Below are 24,289 nucleotides of genomic sequence, written 5' to 3'. Positions count from 1 at the left end.
GTATAACCAGTATCTTGATGGCCTACCCGTAGCTTCGCCGTGATTGCTTACTCCGTCGACGACCCGTTTTATTACCTCCACAACTTCCAGCAAGTGCTCGACTGGATCGAGCTGCGCTATGCCGATCTGCTCGATGAACACGAGCAGGCGTTTATCCGTCTGTTCCGTGAGCAGCCGCGTCCTGCACGGGCATTGCTGGTACGCATGGTCATGCGTAAAGGCGAGCAGTTTCGCCCCAGCAAGCTCGAGTACGCCGAGATCGGCCCAACGTTGCCGGCTCTTGAGCCCTTGTTGGCGATGGGGTGGGTCAGCGATTGCCAACCGCTGAGCCTGGAGCAACTGTTCCAGCTATTGCGCAAGGAAGAGATTGCCGAAGGCTTTGCATCGCAGCTGACGCGGCCCAGAGCGGCCAAGGCAGAGCTGTACGCCCAGTTGCAGGTCCTGGAACTGACACCGCGTTGCCTGCACGACTGGCTGCCTGGCTTTGCCGAACCGATCATTACCCTGCAGCTGCAGGCACTGTGTGATCGCCTGCGCCTGTTGTTCTTTGGCAACCTGTACCAGGGCTGGTCTGAGTTTGTGCTCGCAGACCTGGGGCTGCTGCGTTACGAGCAGGTGGCCTTCAGTGATGAATCCCGGGCGTTGCGCCACCGCAACGATGTGGACGCGGCCCTGGCGTTGCACCGCTGCGCCGAGTTGCTGGAGCAGGGCCTGCCGGTTACCGAAGTGCTGGATCAGGTTCAAGTGCTGGGCAGCGACAATCCCTGGCTGTTGCGCCGTCGTTCGCGCTTGCTGTACCAGCTGGGTCAGCACAGCGAGCGCCTGGGCGACTGGGACCTGGCGTTGCAGATCTACCCGCAAAGCCAGCATCCGCAGGCACGCATTCGTCGCGTCCGGGTGCTTGAGCGCAGTGAACAGTGGGCGCAGGCCTATGCCTTGGCAACGGAAATTGCCGAGCAACCTGCCGGGCCGATCGAGGCACAAGCGCTGTCGCGCATACTGCCACGCCTGCAACGCAAACTGGGCGGACCGCCACAACGTAGGCAGGCTAAGGCGTCGCCGCCGCTGATCGAGTTGCAATTGCCCCGTGAGCTGGCGGTACTGGGCGTGGAGCAGGCGGCGCTGATGCAACTGCAACAAGGCGGGGGGCAGGTGCACTACGTGGAGAACACGCTGTTCAACAGCCTGTTCGGCCTGCTGTGCTGGGAGGCGATCTTTGCCCCGGTACCCGGCGCCTTCTTCCACCCGTTTCAGAGTGCACCCCAAGACCTGCATGACCCCGAGTTCCGGGTGCGGCGCGCGAACCTGTTCAGCGATTGCCTCGCCCAGCTGGATGATGGTCGTTACCTGCAAACCATCCGCCAGCACTTCTCCAGCAAGCAGGGGCTGCAATCACCCTTTGTGTATTGGCAGGTGCTCCGTGAGGAGCTGCTCGAACAGGCGCTGGCGTGTGTGCCCGCGCAACACCTCAAGTGCTGTTTCGAGCGCTTGCTTGAAGATATCCAGGCCAACCGCGCCGGCATGCCCGACCTGATCCAGTTCTGGCCCGACCAGCAACGCTACCGGATGATCGAGGTCAAGGGACCGGGCGATCGCCTGCAAGACAGCCAGCTGCGCTGGATCGATTTCTGTAACCGGCACGGCTTGCCCGTTGAAGTCTGCCATGTGCGCTGGGATGAGCCGGCCCCATGAGCTATCGCGTCGCAGTGCGGGCATTGTGCGAGTTCAGCGCCAAGGAGGGCGACCTCGACCTGCGTTTTACCCCGTCACCCACTGCGCAGGAAGGCATTATCGGCCATCAACGGGTAGTGGCCCGACGCGGCCCCGGGTATGAGGCCGAGATCAGCCTTGAGGGGCAGTATGGCGCCTTGCAGGTGCGGGGCAGGGCAGATGGTTACGACCCGCTGCTGAACCGGCTCGAAGAGATCAAGACCCACCGAGGCGATCTGGCACGGCAGCCGCACAATCATCGCCAGTTGCATTGGGCCCAGGCCAAAGTCTACGGCTGGCTGCTCTGCCACCAGCGCCAGCTGGACGGGATCAACCTGGCGCTGGTGTACCTGGATGTCGACAGCGACACGCAAACCCTGATCCAACAGCACATGAGTGTGCAAGCGCTTGAGGAATTCTTCAACACCCAGTGCCGGGTGTTCCTGCACTGGGCTGAGCAGCAGATGCAACGTATTGCCGTGCGCGATAGCGGGCTGCAGGCACTGGCATTTCCCCATGGGCAATTTCGCCGAGGCCAGCGCGACCTGGCCGAAACCGTGTACAAGACGGTGAGCACGGGCCGTTGCCTGATGGCCCAGGCCACCACGGGCATCGGCAAAACCCTGGGGACGTTGTTTCCGCTGCTCAAGGCGATGGTGCCGCAGCAACTGGACAAGGTGTTTTTCCTCACCGCCAAGACCCCGGGACGCGCCCTTGCCCTGGAAGCATTGCAGCAGGTGCACGGCAGTGCGCCAGCATTGGCCCTGCGTAGCCTGGAACTGGTCGCCCGGGACAAGGCCTGCGAGTTTCCCGGCACGGCCTGCCATGGCGACGCCTGTCCCTTGGCCAAAGGCTTCTACGACCGCTTGCCCGCTGCGCGCCGGGCGGCCCAGGCGGTGACCCTGCTCGACAAGGCAGCGTTACGTGAAGTGGCCCTGGCGCACCAGGTGTGCCCTTATTACCTGGGGCAGGAAATGGCGCGCTGGGTCGATGTACTGGTCGCCGACTACAACTACTACTTTGACCAGAGTGCCTTGCTTCATGGGCTGGCCCAGGTCAATCAGTGGCGTGTGGCCGTGCTGGTGGATGAAGCCCACAACCTGGTGGATCGGGCGCGACAGATGTACAGCGCCAGCCTCGATCAATGGCAGTTGCAGGCCTTGCGCCGGAGCAAGCCGGCCGGCATGACCAGCGCGCTGGACCGCCTCAATCGCCAGTGGAACGCCTTGCACAAGGCGCAACAGGTGCCGTACCGGGTTGTCGACGCGCTACCGGAAGCCTTGCTCAAGGCGTTGCAAAACTGCGTGGGTTTGATTCAGGAGCAGTTGAACCAGCAACCCGCCGGGATCGAGCCGGCCCTGCTGCAGTTCTTTTTTGACGCGCTGCAGTTCCTGCGGGTCAGTGAGCTGTTTGACGCACATTTCATCTTCGATATCAGCAAACGCGAAGGCGCAGCAGGCAAGCGCAGCCTGTCGACCCTGTGCCTGCGCAACGTGGTGCCGGCTGCGCAGATCGGCCCGCGGATCGCGGCCACTCGCAGCACCACGCTGTTTTCCGCCACCCTGAGCCCCAGGCGTTACTACGCGGACCTGCTCGGCATGCCGGCCGATACCGCCTGGCTCGACGTGGCCTCACCCTTTGCAGCCGAGCAACTGCAGGTACAGGTGGTCAGCCATGTCTCGACCCGTTTTCAGCAGCGTGCCGCTTCGGTGGCGCCGATTGTCGAACTGATTGGCGCACAGTACGCGCGGCAGCCGGGCAATTACCTGGCCTTCTTCAGCAGCTTCGACTACCTGCAGCAGGTGGCGGAACGGCTGGCGGCAAGCCACCCGCAGATTGTCCAGTGGCGCCAGGCACCCGGCATGGACGAGGCGCAGCGCCAGGGCTTCCTGGCGCGTTTCGAAGCCGACGGTTGCGGTATCGGTTTTGCGGTGCTGGGCGGGGCGTTCGCTGAAGGTGTCGATTTGCCGGGAACGCGGCTGATCGGGGCGTTCGTGGCGACGCTGGGGCTGCCCCAGGTCAACCCGGTGAACGAGCAGATCAAGCAACGCATGGCTCAGCTGTTTGGGGCGGGGTTTGACTACACCTACCTGTATCCCGGTGTGCAGAAGGTCATTCAGGCTGCCGGCCGGGTGATTCGCGGCACTACCGACCGGGGCATGGTCATGCTCATCGACGACCGCTTCGCCGAGGCGCGGGTGCAGCAGATGTTTCCCGGCTGGTGGGCCCCGCAATAGAGAATTTCCCGGCACAGGGAGCAATGCCATCGCGTGCTTGTCAAAGTGCCAGTAAACTCTGCGTTTTCAAACCCTGAACATCCTTTTTTGAGGTTTTGCATGAAGCTCAGTCCTTTGGCAGGCAAACCGGCTCCAGCCTTCGTGCTGGTAGATATCCCGCGCCTGTTGACCGCCTACTATACCGGCCAGCCCGATGCCAGCGTTGCCACCCAGCGGGTTGCATTCGGCACTTCCGGCCACCGGGGCAGCTCGCTGGACCTGAGCTTCAACGAGCACCACGTATTGGCCATCAGCCAGGCCATTTGCCTGTACCGCCAGGCCAAAGGTATCGATGGCCCGCTGTTCATCGGTGCCGATACCCATGCCCTGTCGACGCCCGCTGCGGCCAGCGCCTTGCAGGTACTGGCGGCCAACGGTGTTGAAGTGATGCTGTCCAAGGATGACGAGTACACGCCGACGCCGGCCGTGTCCCACGCCATCATCTGTTACAACCGTGGCCGCAGCAGCGGCCTGGCCGACGGCATCGTGATTACGCCGTCGCACAACCCGCCGCAAAGCGGCGGTTTCAAATACAACCCGCCCAACGGTGGCCCAGCCGACAGCGATGTCACCAAGTGGATCGAAGCCAAAGCCAACGAGTTGCTGGCGGACGGCCTCAACGGCGTCAAGCGAATCGACCACGAGCAGGCCCTGAACGCCAGCACCACGCACCGTCATGACTATGTAAGCAGCTATGTGGCGGACCTGGAGAACGTCATCGACTTCGACGTGATCCGCGCTGCCAACCTGCGCTTGGGCGTCGATCCGCTGGGTGGCGCCGGGGTGCGCTACTGGTCGGCCATCGCTGAGCACTACAAGCTGAACCTGGAAGTGGTCAACACCGAAGTTGATCCGACCTTCCGCTTCATGTGCGTCGACTGGGATGGCCAGATCCGCATGGACCCGTCCTCGCCGCACGCCATGCAGGGTCTGATCGGCCTGCGCGAGCGTTTCGACGTGGCGTTTGCCTGCGACCCGGACCACGACCGCCACGGCATCGTGACCCCCAATGGCTTGCTGGCGCCGAACAATTACCTGGCAGTGGCCATCGACTACCTGTTCCAGCACCGCCCACAGTGGCGAGCGGATGCGGCCGTGGGTAAAACCGTGGTCAGCAGCGGCCTGATCGATCGTGTGACCGCCCGACTGGGTCGCCGCCTCTACGAAGTGCCGGTGGGCTTCAAGTTTTTTGCCGATGGCCTGTTCGACGGCAGCCTCGGCTTTGGCGGTGAAGAAAGCGCTGGTGCGTCGTTCCTGCGCAAGGACGGCAGCGTCTGGACCACCGACAAGGACGGCCTGATTCCAGCCTTGCTCGCTGCCGAGATCACTGCCCGCACCGGTCGTGACCCAAGCAAGGCCTATGAGGCCCTGACGGCGGAGCTGGGCGAGCCGTTCGCCACCCGTGTGGAGGCCAAGGCCAACCCGCAGCAGAAGGCACTGTTGAGCAAGCTTGCGCCGGAGCAGGTCAAATCGACCGAACTTGCCGGTGAACCGATCGTGCAGATCCTCAGCCATGCCCCGGGTAACAACCAGGCCATTGGCGGCCTGAAAGTGATGACCGCCAACGGCTGGTTTGCCGCGCGCCCGTCGGGCACCGAGGACATCTACAAGATCTACGCCGAAAGCTTCGTGGACGAAGCACACCTGCAGCGCCTGGTGGCAGAAGCACAGCAACTGGTAGACGCTGCCATCGCCTGACCGGTCCGGTGTTGGCGGGAGCCGGCGATCGCTACGCGCGCGATCGCCGGTTACGCCAGCTCCCACAGGTACATCACAGTTCTCAAGATCCCTGCAGGATCATAGAATCTCCTGCAGGTACCGCGCCGTTCCCTGTGTTTCAGGCGACATCCACCAGGACAATCTCACTGTCCTGCAAGGCCGTTACCCTGAGCACTTGCTCGTCTTCGATGGCAACGCCATCACGTGCCTCGGCTTTCAGGCCGTTAACCTCGATCAGACCCTTGGCGGGCACCAGGTAACCACGGCGACCCGCTTCGAAGCGGTACTCAGCGCTTTCTCCGGCCTTCAGGGTGGCGGCTACCAGGCGGGCGTCGGCGCGGATGCGCAAACTGCCTTCATCGCCGTCTCGGCCGCTGGCCAAGGTTACAAAGCCTTCGTTGCGATCGCCTTTGGGGAAGGGACGGGTTCCCCAGGAGGGCGCCTGGCCGACACGCTCAGGCACGATCCAGATCTGGAAGATGCGCGTATCGGTTTTTTCCAGGTTGTACTCGCTGTGGGTGATACCGGTGCCGGCACTCATCACCTGGACATCACCGGCTTCGGTACGGCCTTTGTTGCCGAGGTTGTCCTGGTGGCTGATCGCGCCTTCACGGACATAGGTGATGATCTCCATGTCACGGTGCGGGTGCGGCGGGAAACCACTGCCGGCCGCAATCAGGTCGTCGTTCCAGACCCGCAGGTTGCCCCAGTGCATCCGTTGTGGGTCGTAATACTCGGCAAAGGAAAAGTGATGATGGGCGTCGAGCCAGCCATGGTTGGCGTGGCCAAGGCTCTTGAAGGGGCGCAGTTGCAGCATGATGGGCTCTCCTGGTGAGTCGGTTGATGGAGTGATCATCGCTGAATCTATCATCGAAAATAAGCGTAAATTTCGGCTGATTCCTATCGGATTATCGGATGTATAGAGTTGGGGTAATTTATACGTTTCATCGTCTAATTCACTGATCTGCAAGCAATCAGCTGGTGATTTTTGTCTGATGGAGCGAACATGAGGGCAGGTTTATTCGAGCTGGAGTCAGTGTGTCAGAAGAGCGTCCCAAGCTACCCCCGGAGTTGACCCCACCTGCGCAACTGCCATGGTTCAGGCGCCTGGCGGCGCGCATGCTCGGCCGTGGTTTGAGCCGGCTGCAGGCCCAGCACCGCGACTCATGGTTCCAGGGGCATGCCAGCGGCCAGCGTACCGGGCATGCGGACGGTGTACGTGAAGGCTACGAGGACGGGCGGGTAGACGGCTATGAGGCCGGGCGCCAGATCCTGGTGATTCGCGACCTGCGTCCGGAAGGTCACGGTGTGCCGGGGCAAGACAACAGCCTGTTCGACGACTGGCGGCTGCCGCTGACGGCCGAATTGAAAAAGCGCTTCAAGGCCGATGTTGCCCAGCGCTTGCCCGCTCACGCCTTGCCCAGTGCGGCGCAGTGGAAAATGATCTTCAGCGACACCCCGTCCACTTGCGTGATCGCCGGGGCCGGGGCGGGCAAGTCCACTTCGCTGGTATTGCGCATCCTGTTGTTGCGCCACTACCTGGGCTATGAGCTCGATGCAATGACCGTGGTGACCTTCACCCGTGAGTCGCGCAAAGACTTCATCGCCCGTCTGGTTCACGTGTTTGGCCTCTGGCAGCTGGAGCTCAGTGCCGTGCAGGCCCGCGACCTGGTGCGCACCTTCCATTCGCGCATTTTGCCGTTGGTCCGCAGCTTGCCGGGCTTCAGCCAGGTACGGGCGTTCGAAACCCTGGGCAGCGAGATGCCGGGCGGTAGCGAAGCCAATGCCGAGAGCAATCCGTTTGACCTGCGCATCAACGACGCCCAGCGCCAGCAACTCAACCTGTGCTACCGCGACCTGCTCAAAAGCAGCCCGCGATTCGCCGAGCTGATCGCCGGCCTGCGCCGTGAAGCCTTGCAGCTCAAGGCCCTGGACCGTGATCACCCGGATGTACAGAAGCGCGTGGCGGTCACCCAACTCTCGGCCAGTCGCGACGAAGAGCTGTGTGACACCCTGGAAGACCTCTGGTTTGCCGCCGGTGCCTGGCCGATCAAAGGCATTGAACCGAACCGCGAGACGGTGGAGATCAATGGCAGCCGGTTCCATTTTCATGGCTACATAGCCGAGCTGGACGCCTGGGTGGTGCTGGGCTTTGACCCGGGTGAAAACCAGCAGTACAAGCGCCCGGGTGCCAAGCTTCCGGTGTGGGCAGAGTGGGTGATAAAGCGCACCCTGTTTCAGGCTTTCTGCGATAAGCCTGTGATTTGGCTGGAAAATTACTCTGCAGCCAGGCGCCTTACGTCCTCCCTGGCGGGGGATGCGGTGGCGGGGCCGGGGTTCGATTACAAGGTCAAGGGCGAGTTGGCGGCGGTGCCGTTGCTCGATGCGTTTGTCGGCGCGGCGGGCTTTATCGAGAACCTCGGGCTGGAAGTGAACAACGCCGTCGGTGCCATGAGCTTTCCGGCCGGCGACACCGATGCCCAGTTCTTCGAGGCCCTGAGCCTGTACTGGAAGGCCCTGGAAGCGCACCTGCTGGCCCAGTCGCCGCCGATCATGAGCTACAACCGCATGTTTGCCCTGTTCGGCGAGAACAACCCGGAGAACCTGCGGCTGCTGCCTGACCCCCTGTTGCGCCCGCTGGCGCACTTGATGATTGATGAGTTCCAGGATGTATCGCCGCAGATCGTGTCCTGGTTGCGCGCCTGCCTGCGCGAGATACGCCGCCGTGGGCCGCTGCTGCACACCGGGCGGGTTGCCCAGCACTCATCGTTGCTGTGTGTGGGCGATGACTGGCAGTCGATTTATGGCTGGCGTGGCAGTTCGCCCAAGTACTTCATGGAGTTCAACAAGGAATTCGTCGCGCCAAGCAGCACCCGCGTCATGCTTGCCGACAACTACCGCAGCCATCAGCACATCATCGATGCGGCCGAACATATCGTGAAGTCGGCACCGGCGATCAGTGGCAAGAAGGCCAAGGCCTGTGGGCCGACAGCAGAGGACCCGTTGCCGGTAAAAGTGCTCGAACGTGACGAGGCTGCACTGGCGCAGACGCTGATGGAACATTACCGTCGCGGCGAGTCGGTGATGATGTTGTTTCGAAAAAGTAGCGATAAGCTGTTGATATCAGAGCATATCAAGCCGGTGGTTGATTACGAGGCCGGGTTGCCAGTGGGGCAGCGTCGGTTCCGTCAGCTGACGTATCACAGTGCCAAAGGGTTGCAGGCAGATGCGGTGTTCATGCTCGGCGACTGTCAGTACCTGACCAGTTCGCCTTATAAAAACCAGGTGTACCGTCAGGCCGGGTTGGGGCGCGAGGGCGATCCGCAGGCGTTCGACAAGGCCCAGGGCGACGAGGTGCTGCGTCTGGCGTACGTGGCCATTACCCGGGCGGCGAAGCATTGCTATTGGTATGTAGACAAGCCCACGGGCGACGCAGCCAGTTTGCCCCGCGCCTCCCGTCAGGTGGATGGGCGCAAAGCGTTCTTCGAGGATGGACGCGATTCGCCGGCTTGAATCCGGCCTGGATCAACGCAAAATCAGAGGCTTGGCCAACCCGTTGAAGGCAGTAATATTTACCTTCGGCGGGAACTAACTACACTAGGATTTCTCTATCATGGCATCGGCCAGTCGGTGGGGGCATTGTAAGGTGGCCGCCGCCTGATTAGACTGCGCCGAATTTCGTACGAAAAGCCCTTGTTAAGGACGTATATGATCAAGAAATGCTTGTTCCCGGCAGCCGGTTACGGCACTCGCTTCCTGCCTGCTACCAAAGCCATGCCCAAGGAAATGTTGCCGGTGGTGAACAAGCCACTGATCCAGTATGGCGTTGAAGAAGCGCTGGAAGCTGGGTTGAACGAGATTTCCATTGTGACCGGTCGCGGCAAGCGCGCGCTGGAAGACCACTTCGACATCAGCTACGAGCTGGAAAACCAGATCAAAGGCACCGACAAGGAAAAGTACCTGGTCGGTATCCGCCGCCTGCTCGACGAGTGCTCGTTCTCCTACACCCGTCAGACCGAGATGAAAGGCCTGGGTCACGCGATCCTGACCGGTCGTCCGCTGATCGGTGATGAACCGTTCGCCGTGGTGCTGGCAGACGACCTGTGCGTCAACCTCGAGGGTGACGGCGTACTCAAGCAGATGGTCAAGCTGTACAAACAGTACCGCTGCACCATCGTTGCCATCATGGAAGTCGACCCGCAGGAAACCAGCAAGTACGGCGTGATCGCCGGCGACCTGATCGGCGACGACCTCTACCGTGTGCGCAACATGGTCGAGAAGCCAAAACCTGAAGATGCACCGTCGAACCTGGCGATCATCGGCCGTTACATCATGACCCCGGACATCTTCAAGCTGATCGAAGAAACCGAGCCGGGCAAGGGCGGTGAGATCCAGATCACCGACGCGCTGATGAAGCAGGCCCAGGATGGCTGCGTCATTGCCTACAAGTTCAAAGGCAAGCGTTTCGACTGCGGTGGCGCCGAAGGCTACATCGAGGCGACCAACTTCTGCTTCGAGAACTTCTACAAGACCGGCAAGGCTTACTGAGTCACGCAGGTAGTTGGATGAAAAAGCCACCTTCGGGTGGCTTTTTTGTTCCTGACTGCGACTGGGGGTATGCTGACCACCTGCCAAGGAGACTGAAATGGCCTACGATTTTGATCTGTTTGTAATTGGTGCCGGGTCCGGCGGTGTGCGCGCTGCGCGTTTTGCTGCAGGTTTTGGCGCCAAAGTGGCGGTTGCCGAAAGCCGCTACCTGGGGGGCACCTGCGTCAACGTCGGCTGTGTGCCGAAAAAGCTGCTGGTGTACGGGGCGCATTTCTCCGATGACTTCGAGCAGGCCGCAGGCTTTGGCTGGTCGCTGGAAGATGCCCAGTTCGACTGGGGGCAACTGATTGCCAACAAAAACCGCGAAATCGAGCGGCTCAACGGTATTTACCGCAACCTGCTGGTCAACAGCGGAGTGACCTTGCTCGAGGGCCACGCCAAGTGTGTCGGCGCCAACGAAGTGGAGGTCGATGGCCAGCGCTACAGCGCCGAGCACATTCTGATTGCCACCGGTGGCTGGCCGCAGATTCCCGACATCCCGGGCAAAGAGCTGGCGATCAGCTCCAACGAGGCGTTCTTCCTCAAAGCCCTGCCCAAGCGCGTACTGGTGGTCGGCGGCGGCTACATCGCGGTCGAGTTTGCCGGCATCTTCCAGGGCCTGGGCGCCAAGACCTCGTTGCTGTACCGCGGTGACCTGTTCCTGCGCGGTTTCGATGGCGGGGTGCGCACGCACCTGAAGGAAGAGCTGGAGAAACGCGGCATGGACCTGCAGTTCAACAGCGACATCGCGCGCATCGACCGTCAGGACGATGGCAGCCTCAAGGCAACCCTCAAGGACGGTCGCGAGCTGATCGCCGACTGCGTGTTCTACGCCACCGGGCGCCGGCCGATGCTGGATAACCTGGGCCTGGAAAATACCGGTGTAGATCTCGATGAGCGTGGCTTCATCCGCGTCGACGACCTTTACCAGACAACCGCGCCGTCGATCCTGGCCATTGGCGATGTGATCGGGCGTGTGCAACTGACACCCGTGGCGCTGGCCGAAGGCATGGCTGTGGCCCGTCGCCTGTTCAAGCCTGAGCAGTATCGCCCGGTGGATTACCAGAACATCCCGACGGCCGTGTTCAGCCAGCCACCAATCGGCACGGTGGGCCTGACGGAAGAGCAGGCGCTGGAGCAGGGGCACAAGGTGCAGATCTTCGAAAGCCGTTTCCGGCCGATGAAGCTGACCCTGACCGACGTGCAGGAAAAAACCCTGATGAAGCTGGTGGTCGATGCCGACACCGACCGTGTGCTGGGTTGCCACATGGTGGGGCCGGATGCCGGCGAGATCATCCAGGGCCTGGGCATTGCCCTGAAGGCCGGGGCGACCAAGCAACAGTTCGACGAAACCATCGGTGTGCACCCGACGGCTGCCGAAGAGTTCGTCACCCTGCGTACGCCTTCACGCTAATGCCTTGAACTGTCGGCAAGCCGCCTCCCCACCCGTAGGAGCGAGGCTTGCCGGCGAACCAGGCATATCACCGCGTCTGTGTTCTTCGCGGGCAAGCCTCGCTCCTACGGGTTTCCTCAGATCCATTCCCTTCTATTAGTACCCCCGTCTTATAGCCAAAACCAATCAACAGCATCAGCTTTGCCAATGAGCATTGAGCGAGTGTATTGGTTACGATTCTCCCATCAAGTTTTTCAACCCCCTGAAGGAGAGTCACTTATGCCTATCATCAACAGCCAGGTAAAACCGTTCAAAGCCACTGCTTACCACCAGGGCAAGTTCGTCGAAGTGTCTGATGCCGACCTCAAGGGCAAATGGTCCGTGGTGTTCTTCTACCCAGCCGACTTCACCTTCGTCTGCCCGACCGAGCTGGGCGACCTGGCCGACAACTACGCCGAGTTCAAAGACCTGGGCGTGGAAATCTACGGCGTGTCGACCGACACCCACTTCACCCACAAAGCCTGGCACGACACCTCGGACACCATCGGCAAGATCCAGTACCCACTGATCGGTGACCCGACTCACGTCATTTCGCGCAACTTCGACGTGCTGATCGAAGAAGCCGGTATCGCTGACCGTGGCACCTTCGTGATCAACCCGGAAGGCCAGATCAAGATCGTTGAACTGAACGACGGCGGTGTAGGCCGTGATGCCAGCGAGCTGCTGCGCAAGATCAAGGCTGCCCAGTACGTCGCTGCCCACCCAGGCGAAGTCTGCCCGGCCAAGTGGAAAGAAGGCGAAGCCACTCTGGCGCCATCGCTGGACCTGGTCGGCAAGATCTAAGACCGTGAGCCAGCCGAGGGCGGTGGCCTGCCGCACCTGACGTTGTCACCGCCCCGCAAAACGCCCGGGCGCTTTCGCCCGGGCGTTTTTATTTCTACCGTTTGAAAAAGGAATCGCCCGTATGTTGGACGCCACGCTTAAAACTCAGTTGAAAACCTACCTGGAGCGGGTCACTCAGCCGATCGAGATCGTTGCTTCCCTCGATGACGGCGCGAAATCCCGCGAATTGCGCGACCTGCTGGTTGAAATCGCCAGCCTGTCCACTCTGATTACCCTGCGTGAGGACGGCAGCGACGCCCGTCGCCCTTCGTTCTCGCTCAATCGCCCCGGTGCCGACATCAGCCTGCGCTTTGCCGGTATCCCCATGGGCCACGAATTCACCTCGCTGGTGCTTGCGCTGCTGCAGGTTGGCGGTCATCCGTCCAAGGCCAGCGCAGAACTGATCGAGCAGATCAGCACGCTCAAAGGTGAGTTCAACTTTGAAACCTACTTCTCGCTGTCGTGCCAGAACTGCCCGGACGTCGTCCAGGCGCTGAACCTGATGGCGGTGCTCAACCCCAACGTGCGTCATGTCGCCATCGACGGCGCGCTGTTCCAGGCCGAAGTCGAAGCACGCAAGGTCATGGCCGTGCCGAGTGTCTATCTCAACGGTGAAGTGTTCGGCCAGGGCCGCATGGGCCTGGAAGAAATCGTCGCCAAGCTGGACACCAGCGCCACCGAGCGCCAGGCCGAGAAGATCAACGCCAAGGACGCCTTTGACGTACTGGTCGTCGGCGGTGGCCCCGCCGGTGCAGCCGCTGCGATCTACGCTGCGCGTAAAGGCATTCGTACCGGCGTTGCCGCTGAGCGCTTCGGCGGTCAGGTGCTCGACACCATGGCCATCGAGAACTTCATCTCGGTCCAGGAAACCGAAGGGCCGAAACTGGCCATGGCCCTGGAAGAGCACGTCAAGCAGTACGACGTCGACATCATGAACCTGCAGCGCGGCGAAGCACTGATCCCGGGCACTAACGGCGGCCTGCACGAAGTGCGCCTGGCCAGTGGTGCTTCGCTCAAGGCCAAGACCGTGATCCTTGCCACCGGTGCGCGCTGGCGCGAAATGAACGTGCCAGGTGAAAAAGAGTACCGCAGCCGTGGCGTTGCCTACTGCCCGCACTGTGACGGCCCGCTGTTCAAGGGCAAGCGCGTGGCGGTGATTGGTGGCGGCAACTCGGGCGTGGAAGCGGCCATCGACCTGGCCGGTATCGTTGCCCAGGTGACGCTGATCGAGTTCGACAGCCAGTTGCGTGCCGACGCCGTACTGCAACGCAAGCTGCACAGCCTGCCGAACGTGAGGGTGATCACCAGTGCGCTGACCACTGAAGTGCTCGGTGACGGTGAAAAGGTCAACGGCCTGCGCTACAAGGATCGCACCAGCGATACGCTGCACGACATCGCGCTGGAAGGCATCTTTGTACAGATCGGCCTGTTGCCCAACACCGACTGGCTCAAAGGCACGGTCGAGCTGTCGCCGCGTGGCGAGATCATTGTCGATGCCCGTGGCCAGACCAACCTGCCGGGTGTGTTTGCCGCCGGTGACGTTACCACGGTGCCGTACAAGCAGATCGTGATTGCCGTGGGTGAGGGGGCCAAGGCGTCGTTGGCTGCCTTCGATCACCTGATCCGGACTTCGGCACCGGCTTGACCGGCTGCTGAAAAAGCGCCGCATCATCGTTGAGGTGATGCGGCGTTTTTCGTGATTTTTCACGGAGTCGCGGGGGACTCTTGGGTTGGGTTGGGTTGGGTTGGCGAGCTTATCCATTTGATATGGCGCTGCTGCAGGCCACTTCCGCCCTTACGGCGGGTCCCTTTTGTCTTGGCAAAAGGAACCAAAACCGCCCGCTCCTGCATACGGCCCTACGCTTCGCTCCGGGTCCCTTCCTTCCGGCGTCTTCCAGGGGCATCGCGGCCTACGACTTGCTCCGCCAAGTCTCCGACTCGCGAGCTTCGGCCAAGGCCGAAGGGTGCTGCGCACCAGCCCCCTCCAGACACCTCCACTCAGCCTCCTGAAGTCGCAAAAGCAATCGGCGCCGCCTACACGGGCGCATCTTCGAAATCAAAACTTGGAGTCGCTGTTGATCTTGATCTTGATCCGGCTTTTGATCTTGATCTTCATGCACGTCGGTTCAGACGCCGCAGACTGCGACTTCAGGAGGCTGAGTGGAGGTGCCTGTAGGGGCAGTGCGCAGCACCTTCGGCGAAGCCGAAGACGCGAGATGTAGACTTGGCGAAGCAAGTCGTAGGCCGCGTGGTCCCGGAAGGTGCCGGAGGGAAGGGACCCGGAGCGTAGCGTAGGGCCGTATGCAGGAGCGAGCGGTTTTGCCTGCTTTTTCCAAGAAAAAAGTAGGCCGCCGTAAGGGCGGAAGGGGCCTGCAGCAGCGCCACATCAAATGGATAAGCTCGCAAGCTCAGCTCAGCTTCAACCTCAGCCTCCCCCGGAATTCCGCAAAGTTAGCCTGTTACCGCCAGTCAGCCTCAGGCCTCGCCGACACAGGCGCGGCGGTACTCGCCCGGGGTCACCCCGTACGCCTGCTTGAACTGGCGATTCAGGTGACTCTGGTCAGAAAAGCCCAATGCAAAGGCGACGTTGAACGGCAGGCAGTCGCTTTTCAGCAGTTCCCGGGCACGGCTAAGGCGCCGTTGCTTTAGCCAGGCATGCGGCGGCAGGCCAGTGGCCTGGCGAAACACCCGGGCAAAGTGAAACGGCGAGAGATTCACCGCCTCGGCCAGCTCGTGCAGTGACGGCGGGTAGGCCAGGCGGCTGTCCATCAGCTCTTTGGCCCGGGCCACGGCGCAGGGCTCATTGCCAGGCGTACGCACACTGGCCACGCCGTCGACCCGGGCGTGGCGCTGCACCAGCAGCAACACCGCTTCGCGCCAGGCAGTCTGTTGCTCCAGGGCACTGACGCCGTGTTCGGCCGAGCAGTGCAGCCAACTGAAGGCTTTCGCCAGTTGCGGGTCGTGCAGCACGCTGGCCTCGAAGCTGGGCAGGCCGTTGCGCTTGAGTTCCAGCTCGTCGAGTACACCGGTGATGCGTTCACTGTCCGGATAGAACCCGCGGTAGCGCCAGCCTTGCTCGTGGGCCTTTGCCCCGGTGTGCAGTTCGTCGGGGTTGATCAACACCATGCTGCCCACCGGCGCCAGGTGCTCGGCGCCGCGGTGCCAGAAGCGCTGGGCACCGGACTCGATGATGGTGATCACGTAACCTTCATGCACATGAGGGGCAAAGCGCTGCTGGAAATACCGGGCGTGCAGCAGCTCGATATCGCCCAATGCCGGGGCTTGCCAGAAGCGGGTCTGTTCCTGCAGTGCTGCGTTCATGGGCTGCCGTTCAACCACCAGCGAAAGACAAAGAAGAAAGCCATGCTCACCAGCATGCTGATCAAGGTACTGCGGGTCAACAGGACCAGCACCACCGCCACCACTGAACCGAGCAGGTAGGGATTGGCCAGGCTCAGGTCGAGCTGGTGGCCGGGCAGGAAAATGATCGGTCCGCAGATCGCGGTGAGCATACCCGGTACCGCAAAGCCGAGAAACTGCCGTGCGTTGGAACTCAGGCGCAACGGCAGGCGCGGTTCGAGAAAGGCATAGCGGTTGAGAAACACCAGCAGGCCCATACCAACGATCAAGGCAAAGATCATGCGCGTGCTCCGCTGAATTTCTGACAGATGAAACCGGCGCTCATACCCAGCAGGCCGGCCGCGACCAGGCCTGTTTCCCAATGCCAGAAGCTGAACAGCACCGAACTGAACAAAGACACCGCGACACACACCACGGTCGGCACGTTGCGTACCAGCGGGGCGATCAGGGCGACGAAGGTGGCGACGATGGAAAAGTCCAGGCCGAGCTGGTCCAGGTGCGGGATGTTCTGCCCGAGGATGATCCCGGCCAGGGTAAACAGGTTCCAGGCAATGTAGAACGTCAGCCCCACCCCCAGGGCATACCAGCGGTTGAACTGCTGCTGGTCGTATTGACTGGTGAGGGCGAAGAACTCGTCGGTGAGCAGAAAGCCCAGGCCCAGCCGCCAGCGAGTCGGCAGCCCTGACAATACCGGGCGCATCGACAACCCGTACAGCAAGTGCTGAGAGGTCAGCAGCAGGGTAGTCAGCAGAATGGAAAACAGGTTGGCGCCGCCTTTGATCATGCCGATGGCGACGAGTTGTGCCGCCCCGGCAAACACGATGGCGGACAGGCCTTGGCCCTCCCAGGGGGTGAGATCGGCCTCGATGGCCATGGAACCGGCCAGCAGCGCCCACGGGGCAACGGCCAGGGACAGCGGCAGGATGGCGATGGCGCCCTGAATGAAAGCCTGGCGGGCGAACGGCGGACTGGACATGGAAATCTGCAACAACTGGAAAAGGTTGCACAGCATGCCAGAGCTGCGCGTGGCTGACTTGAACGATCTTGCTCAGTGCATGAGCAGGATCAGTGATGGAGGCTGAGCAAGTGCTGGCGCACGGCGAAACAACCGTTGAGTTCGACGGCTTTTTGCCAGAAGTATTCACGCTGGTCGAGGTCGTTGTAGCCTTGCAACCGGTAGATCTCGGCCTGGTAGTCGCGTTGGCGTCCCCACTGCATCGCCAACCCTTGTGGCTGTTCACGGGTGCACTGCAGGCGCACGGCTGGCTGCGGGTAGTAGGAGGCGTAGCGGTTGGTCATGGCCGGGATGTTCTGCAGGTCTTTGGCAAATTCGCTGCTGTGCCGGTAATCGCTGCACCAGGTTTCCACGCCCAGGGCCGCCGGGGCAAAACCCTGTGCGAGGCTGGCTTGCAGCAACGGGCAGGCGGCTGCAGGAATCTGGCTGGCTGGCAGGTATGTCATGTAGTACAGCGCCAGGCGATAGCGGGCCACCGGGTGGTCAAGCGCCACGGCTTTTTCCAGCAGACCCACTGCCGGTGCCAGGGTGCGTCCCATGGCCTGGCCCTGTTGTGCCAGGTCCTGGTCGGTGGTACTGGTCTTGAGGTTGAAGGTGCTGTACTGATTGTCGGTTTCTTCCATCAGCTTCACTGCCTGGCGGTACAGCAGGTCGGCGTGCGGATCGATTCGCACATCGTCGGCAAACGCCGGCGTCAGTACGCAGCACAAGAGCAGTGCGCGCACCCATAGGAAACCATTGAAAAACGCTGATGGGCGGTTGGGCATGCAGGAACTGGCGTCGCGGTAATGTTCAGGTTTCAATCCGACTGTCCATAGTGGGGTTCGAAGGGGCCTGGGGTAGGGCGTGCATTTTAACCCGTGAAGGCCCGGTGCCGGAAGCCGCGTGGTTTTAGTTCCAGAAAGCGCTGAGATTGTAGAACAGGCCCATGGCTGCAATCACCAGCAGTGCAACACCACTGGTCAGGCTGATCACGCGATGCTGGCGGGGCGTGGCCAGCTTGAGCGTTATGAAGATGTACAGGCCCAGTATGGTCATGTCGATGATGATCCACACCAGCGACAGCAATAACAGACTGTGGCGGGTGTCGGTCGTGATCTGGATGAACTGGGGAAAGAACGCCACAAAGAACAGGATGTCCTTCGGGTTCGACAGCCCCACGACCAGTCCTTTGTAAAAGCCACCCGGGCGTGGCGCTGCTGGCTCGTCGCTGTGACCACCACTGCCCAGCGCCTGGCGCACCGTGCTGATTCCCAGGTAGGCAATGAACAGACACCCGAGCAAGCTCAAGGCGGACAGTACGTGCGGCGCAATGACTTTGCTGGTCAGGATCACGCTGGCGGCCAGAGCGATCAGTACCAGTGAGGCGCCGTTGGTACCCAGGGCGGTGAGCATCGCTTGTCTGGGTCCGAGGCGGGCGGCGGTATTGATGACAAGCGCCACCACCGGGCCTGGGGTGGCGATCAACAGGAAAACGGTAAACGCGTAAGTCAGCAGCAGGGCGGTGTTCATTGAATGCTCAGGGTTTGAAGGGCGGTCCGGCATTCTCGGCAGCCCCGCAAACCTTGTAAAACGCCTGTTGTTGTGGCCTTCTATTAGTTTTACTAATGATTGGGGCGAGCATGTCCGAACGTATTCCCGCACTGCAGGCCCTGCGGGCGTTTGAGGTGACAGCGCGGTACGGCTCCTTTACCCGCGCGGCGCAAGAGCTGGCATTGACGCAAGGCGCTATCAGCCATCACATCAAGACCCTCGAAGCGTTGTTCGACTGTGCGCTGTTTGAACGTCGCGGGCCCAGAATTGCCCTGACCGAACCCGGGCGGCTGCTGGCCCAGGAACTCAAGGTCGGGTTCAAGATCATCGAAAATGCCTGCGGGCTGCTCAGGCAGGACCGCAACGTCATCCGCCTGAAGGCGCCGTCTACCCTGACCGTGCGCTGGTTGCTCAACGTGCTCGAGCAGTTTCGCCAGGACGATACGCACAGCCGTGTGCAGCTCTCCAGCGTGTGGATGGACATCGACCATGTCGATTTCTACAGCGAGCCGTTCGAGGCTGCGATCCTTCTGGCGGACGGGCGTTTTTCCGCCGACATCGACAGCCTCAAACTGTTTGACGAGTGGCTGGTGCCGGTGTGCAGTCCGAACCACCCGGGCGCGACCGCGCAAGACCTCAGCGACCTGAACCACTGCGAGCTGTTGCACCCGTCAGCCGACCGCCGTGACTGGCGGCGCTGGCTGACGCGCCTGGGCGCCACCCAGGTGACAATCGAGCGTGGCCAGCTGTTCGACACCCTCGACCAGGGCATCAGCGCCGCCCAGCAGGGCGCGGGCGTTGCCGTGGTCGATTTGCTGCTGGCTCTGGGCGAGATCGACAGTGGCCGGCTGGTGCTGCCGTTTCCCCAGGCCGTGTCCACCGCAGAGGGTTACTACCTGACCTGGCCCAGGTCCAGCCCGCAGGCCCGGCAGGTGCGGGCGCTGGGTGAATTTCTGCGTGCCCGGGTACCGCAAACGCCCCTGCACGGTGTCGATTATTTATATGACTAATGGCTATGCGGCGCGTAGCGTTCTTGCTCGGCGAACACCCGTTCGACCATGAAATCGATGAATACCCGCAGGCGTGGCGGCATCTGGCGCCCGGACGGCCACAGCAGGTAGAAGCTGCCGCGTCGCTCCAGGTAGTCGTCGAGGACAGTCACCAGTTCACCCTTGGCCAATTGCTGGCGCACGGTGAAGTCCGGCAGGCAGGTGATGCCGCGGTCGCGCATGGCAAAGCAGACCCGGGTTTCGACATGGTTGCAGACCATCGACACCGGGATCTCGTAGTCGCGCTCGGGTTGCTCGCGGCGCAACGGCCAGCGTTCGAGTTTGCCGCTGCTGGGGAAGCGGTAGTGCAGGCAGGTATGCCGCGCCAGTTCGTCCGGATGACGTGGTGTGCCGCAGCGTTGCAGGTAACCGGGCGAGGCCACCAGCAGGTGGTGGAAGTGGCCGAGGAATTTCGCTTTCAGGCGTGAGTCCGAAGGCGTGCCGCCGCGCATCACCACATCAAAACCTTCGCCGATGATATCGACCATACGGTCGCTGAAGTCCAGGTCCAGTTCGACCTCGGGATACAGCGCCATGAATTCGCTCAAGGCCGGCATCACCAACGCCGTCACCTGCGGCAGGCTGATGCGCAGGCGGCCGCGCGGCGTTTCACTCGACTGCGACAGTTCCAGTTCGGTGGCTTCGATTTCGGCGAGGATACGCCGGCTGCGCTCGAGAAACACCGTGCCTTCGGCCGTGAGGGTGATGCTGCGGGTGCTGCGCTGAAACAGGCGTACGCCCAGGCGCGCTTCCAGGCGTGCAACCCGTTTGCCGATGGCTGAGGCACTCACCCCCAGGGACTGCGCGGCAGCAACGAAACTGCGGGTTTCGGCCACCCGCACAAACACCACAAAACCGCTGAGGCTATCCACCTGGCACTCCTATTGCGGACATCAGTGTCCGTGATGTGCGGAATACTACCCGTCTTTTTCCGCAGTTGCCCTGGCCGGTAAGGTTGTCCCGGTCTTTTACCCAGGAGTTTCACCATGACTCAGATGAGTTGCACCGCCGATGCCCGATCGGCGCCCGACGTTCTTGAACCACCGTTGCCGCTCAGCGGCCTGTTGGCTCTGGCCATGACCGGCTTTATTGCCATCCTCAGCGAAACCTTGCCCGCCGGGCTGCTGGCGCAGATCTCGGCAGGCATGCAGATCAGCGAGGCGATGAGCGGGCAGCTGGTGACGGTGTATGCCTTGGGTTCGTTGCTGACGGCCATTCCGCTGGTGACCCTGACCCAGGGTTGGCGCCGGCGTCCGGTGTTGTTGCTGGCGATTGTTGGCTTCTTGCTGTTCAACACCCTGACCGCGCTGTCGCAGTCGTATCCGCTGACCCTGGTGGCGCGATTCATGACTGGCGTCGCCGCAGGCCTTGCCTGGGGCGTGATCGCCGGGCACGCGCGGCGCATGGTCAGCCCCGCGCAACAGGGGCGGGCCATGGCAGTGGCGATGATCGGCGCGCCCGTTGCGCTGTCACTCGGGGTGCCCGCCGGTACCTGGCTGGGCGAGTTGATCGGCTGGCGAATGACCTTTGCCGTGGTTTCGGTTGCCACCCTGGGCCTGGTGGTCTGGGTGCTGTGCCGGGTTCCGGACTTTGACGGCCATGAGCCCGGCCAGCGTCCCGGTGTTGCTCAGGTGCTGCGCACACCCGGGGTGCTGGCGGTGCTGCTGGTGATTTTCACCTGGGTGCTGGCCCATAACGTGCTGTACACCTACATCGTGCCGTTCCTTGCGGCTGTGGAGCTGGCGGCCAGTACCGGCCTGGTGCTGCTGACGTTCGGCATCGCAGCCCTGGCCGGTATCGCTCTGGTCGGCGCCTGGGTCGACCGCCATCTGCGCAGGCTGGTGTTGCTGAGCCTGGCCGGTTTTGCCCTGGTGGCGCTGGTGCTGGGGTTTGTTGGCCAGTCGCCTGCGCTGGTGTTTGCCAGCGTCGCGCTGTGGGGCCTGACCTATGGCGGTGCACCGACCTTGCTGCAAACAGCCAGTGCCGATGCGGCCGGGGAAGGCGCCGATGTGGCCCAGTCGATGATCGTCACGGTGTGGAACCTGGCCATCGCGGCGGGCGGTGTGCTCGGCGGCCTGTTGCTGACGCAGTGGGGCGTGGGCAGTTTCACCTGGGTGCTGCTGCTGTTGATCGGCCTGGCCTTGCTGATTGCCGCTCGCGCCCACCGTCACGGCTTTGCGCCGGGCGCGCGGGTGGCCGGCTAAGGTAGAATCGCGGTTCAGACAGTTTGTTTCGAGGTTGCAGCGGTGGAGTTACAGCAGGGCTTTGTCCTGACCCGGCATTGGCGCGACACCCCGGCAGGTACCTGTGTCGAGTTCTGGCTGGCCACCGATCAGGGTCCACGTCGCCTGCGCTTGCCGTTGCAGACCTCGGTGGCGTTCATTCCCGCTGCCCATCGCCAGCAAGCCCAGGCGGTGCTCAGCGCTGAACGCGGGGTCGAGTTACGGCCCCTTGAACTGCGTGACTTCGAGCAACGGCCGGTGCTGGGCCTGTACTGCCGCCAGCATCGCCAGCTGATCCAGCTGGAAAAGCGTTTGCGCGCCGCCGGGGTGCAAGTGTATGAGGCGGACGTGCGGCCGCCGGAGCGCTACCTGATGGAGCGCTTTATCACCGCCCCGGTCAGCTTCAGTGGCACCGAGGATGAACATGGCGTGCTGCAGGACGCCCAACTCAAGCCTGCCCCCGACTATCGCCCTTCACTCAAGCTGGTCTCGCTGGACATTGAAACCACCGAGCGCGGCGAGCTCTATTCGATTGCCCTGGAGGGCTGCGGGCAGCGCCAGGTGTACATGCTCGGCCCGGCCAACGGCGATGCCGGGGGCGTGGATTTCGACCTGGAGTATTGCGACAGCCGTGCTCAATTGCTGGAGCGCTTGAACCAGTGGCTGGCCCGGCACGACCCGGACGCGATCATCGGCTGGAACCTGGTGCAGTTCGACCTGCGTGTATTGCAGGCGCATGCCGAGCAACTCAAGGTGCCGCTGCGCCTGGGGCGCGAGGGCGAGGCGATGGAGTGGCGCGAGCATGGCAGCCGCACGCATTTCTTTGCCGGCGCCAGTGGACGGCTGATCATCGACGGCATCGAGGCGCTGCGCTCGGCAACCTGGAGCTTCCCGTCCTTCAGTCTGGAAAACGTTGCCCAGACCCTGCTGGGTGAGGGCAAGGCGATCGACACGCCGTACCAGCGCATGGACGAAATCAACCGCATGTTCGCCGAGGACAAACCGGCCCTGGCCCGTTACAACCTCAAGGACTGCGAGCTGGTCACGCGTATTTTCGCCAAGACCGAGCTGCTGACCTTTCTGCTCGAACGTGCCACCGTCACCGGCTTGCCCGCCGACCGCAGCGGCGGTTCGGTGGCCGCGTTCTGTCATTTGTACATGCCGTTGATGCACCGCCAGGGCTTTGTCGCGCCGAACCAGGGCGAGCGCCCCGAGGAAGCCAGCCCGGGTGGTTTTGTCATGGACTCGCGCCCCGGCCTGTACGAGTCGGTGCTGGTGCTGGATTACAAAAGCCTGTATCCGTCGATCATCCGTACCTTCCTTATCGACCCGCTGGGGTTGGTCGAGGGGTTGCGCGAGCCGGGCGATGCGACCTCGGTACCGGGCTTTCGCGGTGCGCGTTTCTCCCGTACCCAGCACTGTCTGCCGTCGATTGTCGAGCGGGTCTGGCAGGGGCGCGAAACGGCCAAGCGCGAGAAAAACGCCGCTTTGTCCCAGGCCTTGAAAATCATCATGAACGCCTTTTACGGCGTGCTGGGCTCCAGCGGTTGCCGCTTTTTCGACCCGCGCCTGGCATCGTCGATCACCATGCGCGGCCACGAGATCATGCGCCGCACCCGCGAGCTGATCGAGGCCCAGGGCTATACGGTGATCTACGGCGATACCGACTCCACGTTCGTCTGGCTCAAGAGCGCGCACAGTGAGGCTGATGCCGACGCGATCGGCCAGCGCCTGGTGCGGCAGGTCAACCAGTGGTGGCGCGAGCACCTGCGCGACACCTATGACCTGGACAGTGCCCTTGAGCTGCAATACGAAACCCATTACCAGCGTTTTCTGATGCCGACTATTCGCGGTGCCGAAGAGGGCAGCAAGAAGCGCTATGCCGGCCTGGTCCAGCGTAGCGACGGGCAGCAGGAAATGGTTTTCAAGGGGCTGGAGAGCGTGCGCACCGACTGGTCGCCACTGGCCCGGCAGTTCCAGCAGCAGTTGTACGAGCGGATTTTCCGCCGCCAGCCATACCAGGCTTACCTGCGCGACTATGTGCGCCAGACCCTGGCCGGTGAGCTGGATGAATTGCTGATCTACCGCAAGCGCTTGCGCCGACCACTGGCCGACTACCAGCGCAATGTCCCGCCGCATGTACGTGCGGCGCGCCTGGCCGACGACTTCAACCAGCGTCACGGGCGGCCGCGGCAGTACCAGAATGGCGGCTGGATCAGTTACGTGATCACCGTGGCGGGGCCGGAGCCATTGGAGGCCCGGCACTCGGCCATCGACTACGACCATTACCTGACCCGGCAGTTGCAGCCGGTGGCCGATGCCATCCTGCCGTTCGTGCAGGATGATTTTTCTGCATTGATCGATCGGCAGCTGGGGTTGTTCTGAGCGACCGCTTCGCGCTCGATCGCAGGCTATCGCCAGCTTGTGTCTTCACATGCCTTTAAAATCAGAGGTGAGAGCGGTGGATGGCAGACTGATAGCCAGCAGTGCCCTAGAGCACGAGTAGGAGCATAGTCGCCATCCACCTCTCACTCTGGCCCGAA

The 24,289-nt window shown here is 62.2% G+C and carries 18 protein-coding genes; 11 read left to right on the top strand and 7 right to left on the bottom strand.

The window, feature by feature from the left end; genetic code table 11:
- The first annotated feature begins 39 nt into the window (after window positions 1-39).
- From I5S59_RS18415 to pgm, 3 genes are all read left to right on the top strand, one after another.
- Window positions 40-1,692, top strand: a complete 1,653-nt coding sequence (locus I5S59_RS18415) for a VRR-NUC domain-containing protein (RefSeq protein WP_197877892.1) — start codon at window positions 40-42, stop codon at window positions 1,690-1,692.
- Window positions 1,689-3,947 carry an ATP-dependent DNA helicase gene (locus tag I5S59_RS18410; RefSeq protein WP_197877891.1) on the top strand — a complete coding sequence of 753 codons (2,259 nt, stop codon included), beginning with the start codon at window positions 1,689-1,691 and terminating at the stop codon, window positions 3,945-3,947. The genes I5S59_RS18415 and I5S59_RS18410 overlap by 4 nt, the downstream gene beginning before the upstream one ends.
- Before the next feature lie 99 nt (window positions 3,948-4,046).
- A complete protein-coding gene (gene pgm / locus I5S59_RS18405; RefSeq protein ID WP_197877890.1) occupies window positions 4,047-5,684 on the top strand; it encodes a phosphoglucomutase (alpha-D-glucose-1,6-bisphosphate-dependent) in 1,638 nt (545 codons plus the stop codon).
- Between the two features lie 139 nt (window positions 5,685-5,823).
- Here pgm and I5S59_RS18400 read toward each other — a convergent pair whose 3' ends face one another.
- Window positions 5,824-6,522, bottom strand: coding sequence for a pirin family protein (locus I5S59_RS18400; protein WP_197877889.1), 699 nt, complete (start codon window positions 6,520-6,522; stop codon window positions 5,824-5,826).
- Between the two features lie 302 nt (window positions 6,523-6,824).
- On the opposite strand from I5S59_RS18400, the gene I5S59_RS18395 reads away from it, so the two are divergent.
- From I5S59_RS18395 to ahpF, 5 genes are all read left to right on the top strand, one after another.
- Window positions 6,825-9,218, top strand: a complete 2,394-nt coding sequence (locus I5S59_RS18395; protein ID WP_232239851.1) for a UvrD-helicase domain-containing protein — start codon at window positions 6,825-6,827, stop codon at window positions 9,216-9,218.
- A 195-nt stretch (window positions 9,219-9,413) separates the two neighbouring features.
- Window positions 9,414-10,253 carry a UTP--glucose-1-phosphate uridylyltransferase GalU gene (galU, locus tag I5S59_RS18390; protein WP_128325695.1) on the top strand — a complete coding sequence of 280 codons (840 nt, stop codon included), beginning with the start codon at window positions 9,414-9,416 and terminating at the stop codon, window positions 10,251-10,253.
- A gap of 97 nt (window positions 10,254-10,350) precedes the next feature.
- Entirely contained in the window at window positions 10,351-11,706 is a 1,356-nt protein-coding gene (gene gorA / locus I5S59_RS18385) for a glutathione-disulfide reductase (protein ID WP_197877887.1), read from the top strand.
- A 258-nt stretch (window positions 11,707-11,964) separates the two neighbouring features.
- Window positions 11,965-12,528, top strand: a complete 564-nt coding sequence (ahpC, locus tag I5S59_RS18380) for an alkyl hydroperoxide reductase subunit C (protein WP_128325693.1) — start codon at window positions 11,965-11,967, stop codon at window positions 12,526-12,528.
- A gap of 121 nt (window positions 12,529-12,649) precedes the next feature.
- Entirely contained in the window at window positions 12,650-14,212 is a 1,563-nt protein-coding gene (ahpF, locus tag I5S59_RS18375) for an alkyl hydroperoxide reductase subunit F (RefSeq protein ID WP_197877886.1), read from the top strand.
- A gap of 830 nt (window positions 14,213-15,042) precedes the next feature.
- Here the strand turns inward: ahpF and I5S59_RS18370 are convergent.
- From I5S59_RS18370 to I5S59_RS18350, 5 genes are all read right to left on the bottom strand, one after another.
- A complete protein-coding gene (locus I5S59_RS18370) occupies window positions 15,043-15,888 on the bottom strand; it encodes a helix-turn-helix transcriptional regulator (RefSeq protein ID WP_197877885.1) in 846 nt (281 codons plus the stop codon).
- Window positions 15,885-16,208: an AzlD domain-containing protein gene (locus tag I5S59_RS18365; protein ID WP_197877884.1), complete on the bottom strand. Its 324-nt coding sequence runs from the start codon at window positions 16,206-16,208 to the stop codon at window positions 15,885-15,887. The genes I5S59_RS18370 and I5S59_RS18365 overlap by 4 nt, the downstream gene beginning before the upstream one ends.
- A complete protein-coding gene (locus I5S59_RS18360; RefSeq protein WP_197877949.1) occupies window positions 16,205-16,903 on the bottom strand; it encodes an AzlC family ABC transporter permease in 699 nt (232 codons plus the stop codon). The genes I5S59_RS18365 and I5S59_RS18360 overlap by 4 nt, the downstream gene beginning before the upstream one ends.
- Before the next feature lie 89 nt (window positions 16,904-16,992).
- Window positions 16,993-17,709 (bottom strand): sel1 repeat family protein, encoded by a 717-nt coding sequence (locus I5S59_RS18355; RefSeq protein WP_420066461.1) that lies wholly within the window; start codon window positions 17,707-17,709, stop codon window positions 16,993-16,995.
- A 124-nt stretch (window positions 17,710-17,833) separates the two neighbouring features.
- The gene (locus tag I5S59_RS18350; RefSeq protein WP_197877883.1) at window positions 17,834-18,454 is read right to left on the bottom strand and encodes a LysE family translocator; all 621 of its coding nucleotides are present in this window, start codon (window positions 18,452-18,454) and stop codon (window positions 17,834-17,836) included.
- 110 nt (window positions 18,455-18,564) lie between these two features.
- Between I5S59_RS18350 and I5S59_RS18345 the strand changes: the two genes are divergently transcribed.
- Window positions 18,565-19,485, top strand: coding sequence for a LysR substrate-binding domain-containing protein (locus I5S59_RS18345; protein WP_197877882.1), 921 nt, complete (start codon window positions 18,565-18,567; stop codon window positions 19,483-19,485).
- On the opposite strand, the gene I5S59_RS18340 is transcribed toward I5S59_RS18345, so the two are convergent.
- A complete protein-coding gene (locus I5S59_RS18340) occupies window positions 19,482-20,396 on the bottom strand; it encodes a LysR family transcriptional regulator (RefSeq protein WP_197877881.1) in 915 nt (304 codons plus the stop codon). The two genes, I5S59_RS18345 and I5S59_RS18340, sit on opposite strands and share 4 nt — an antisense overlap.
- Window positions 20,397-20,510: 114 nt before the next feature.
- Between I5S59_RS18340 and I5S59_RS18335 the strand changes: the two genes are divergently transcribed.
- Together I5S59_RS18335 and I5S59_RS18330 are read left to right on the top strand one after the other, a co-directional pair.
- Entirely contained in the window at window positions 20,511-21,728 is a 1,218-nt protein-coding gene (locus I5S59_RS18335) for an MFS transporter (RefSeq protein WP_197877880.1), read from the top strand.
- Window positions 21,729-21,770: 42 nt separating this feature from the next.
- Window positions 21,771-24,131, top strand: a complete 2,361-nt coding sequence (locus I5S59_RS18330) for a DNA polymerase II (RefSeq protein ID WP_197877879.1) — start codon at window positions 21,771-21,773, stop codon at window positions 24,129-24,131.
- Window positions 24,132-24,289 lie beyond the last annotated feature (158 nt).

Source organism: Pseudomonas alkylphenolica (assembly GCF_016009175.1).
In the GTDB taxonomy this organism is placed as follows: domain Bacteria; phylum Pseudomonadota; class Gammaproteobacteria; order Pseudomonadales; family Pseudomonadaceae; genus Aquipseudomonas; species Aquipseudomonas alkylphenolica_B.
Note: the sequence above shows the minus strand (reverse complement) of the source record. Positions and strands in the feature narration are given on the sequence as shown.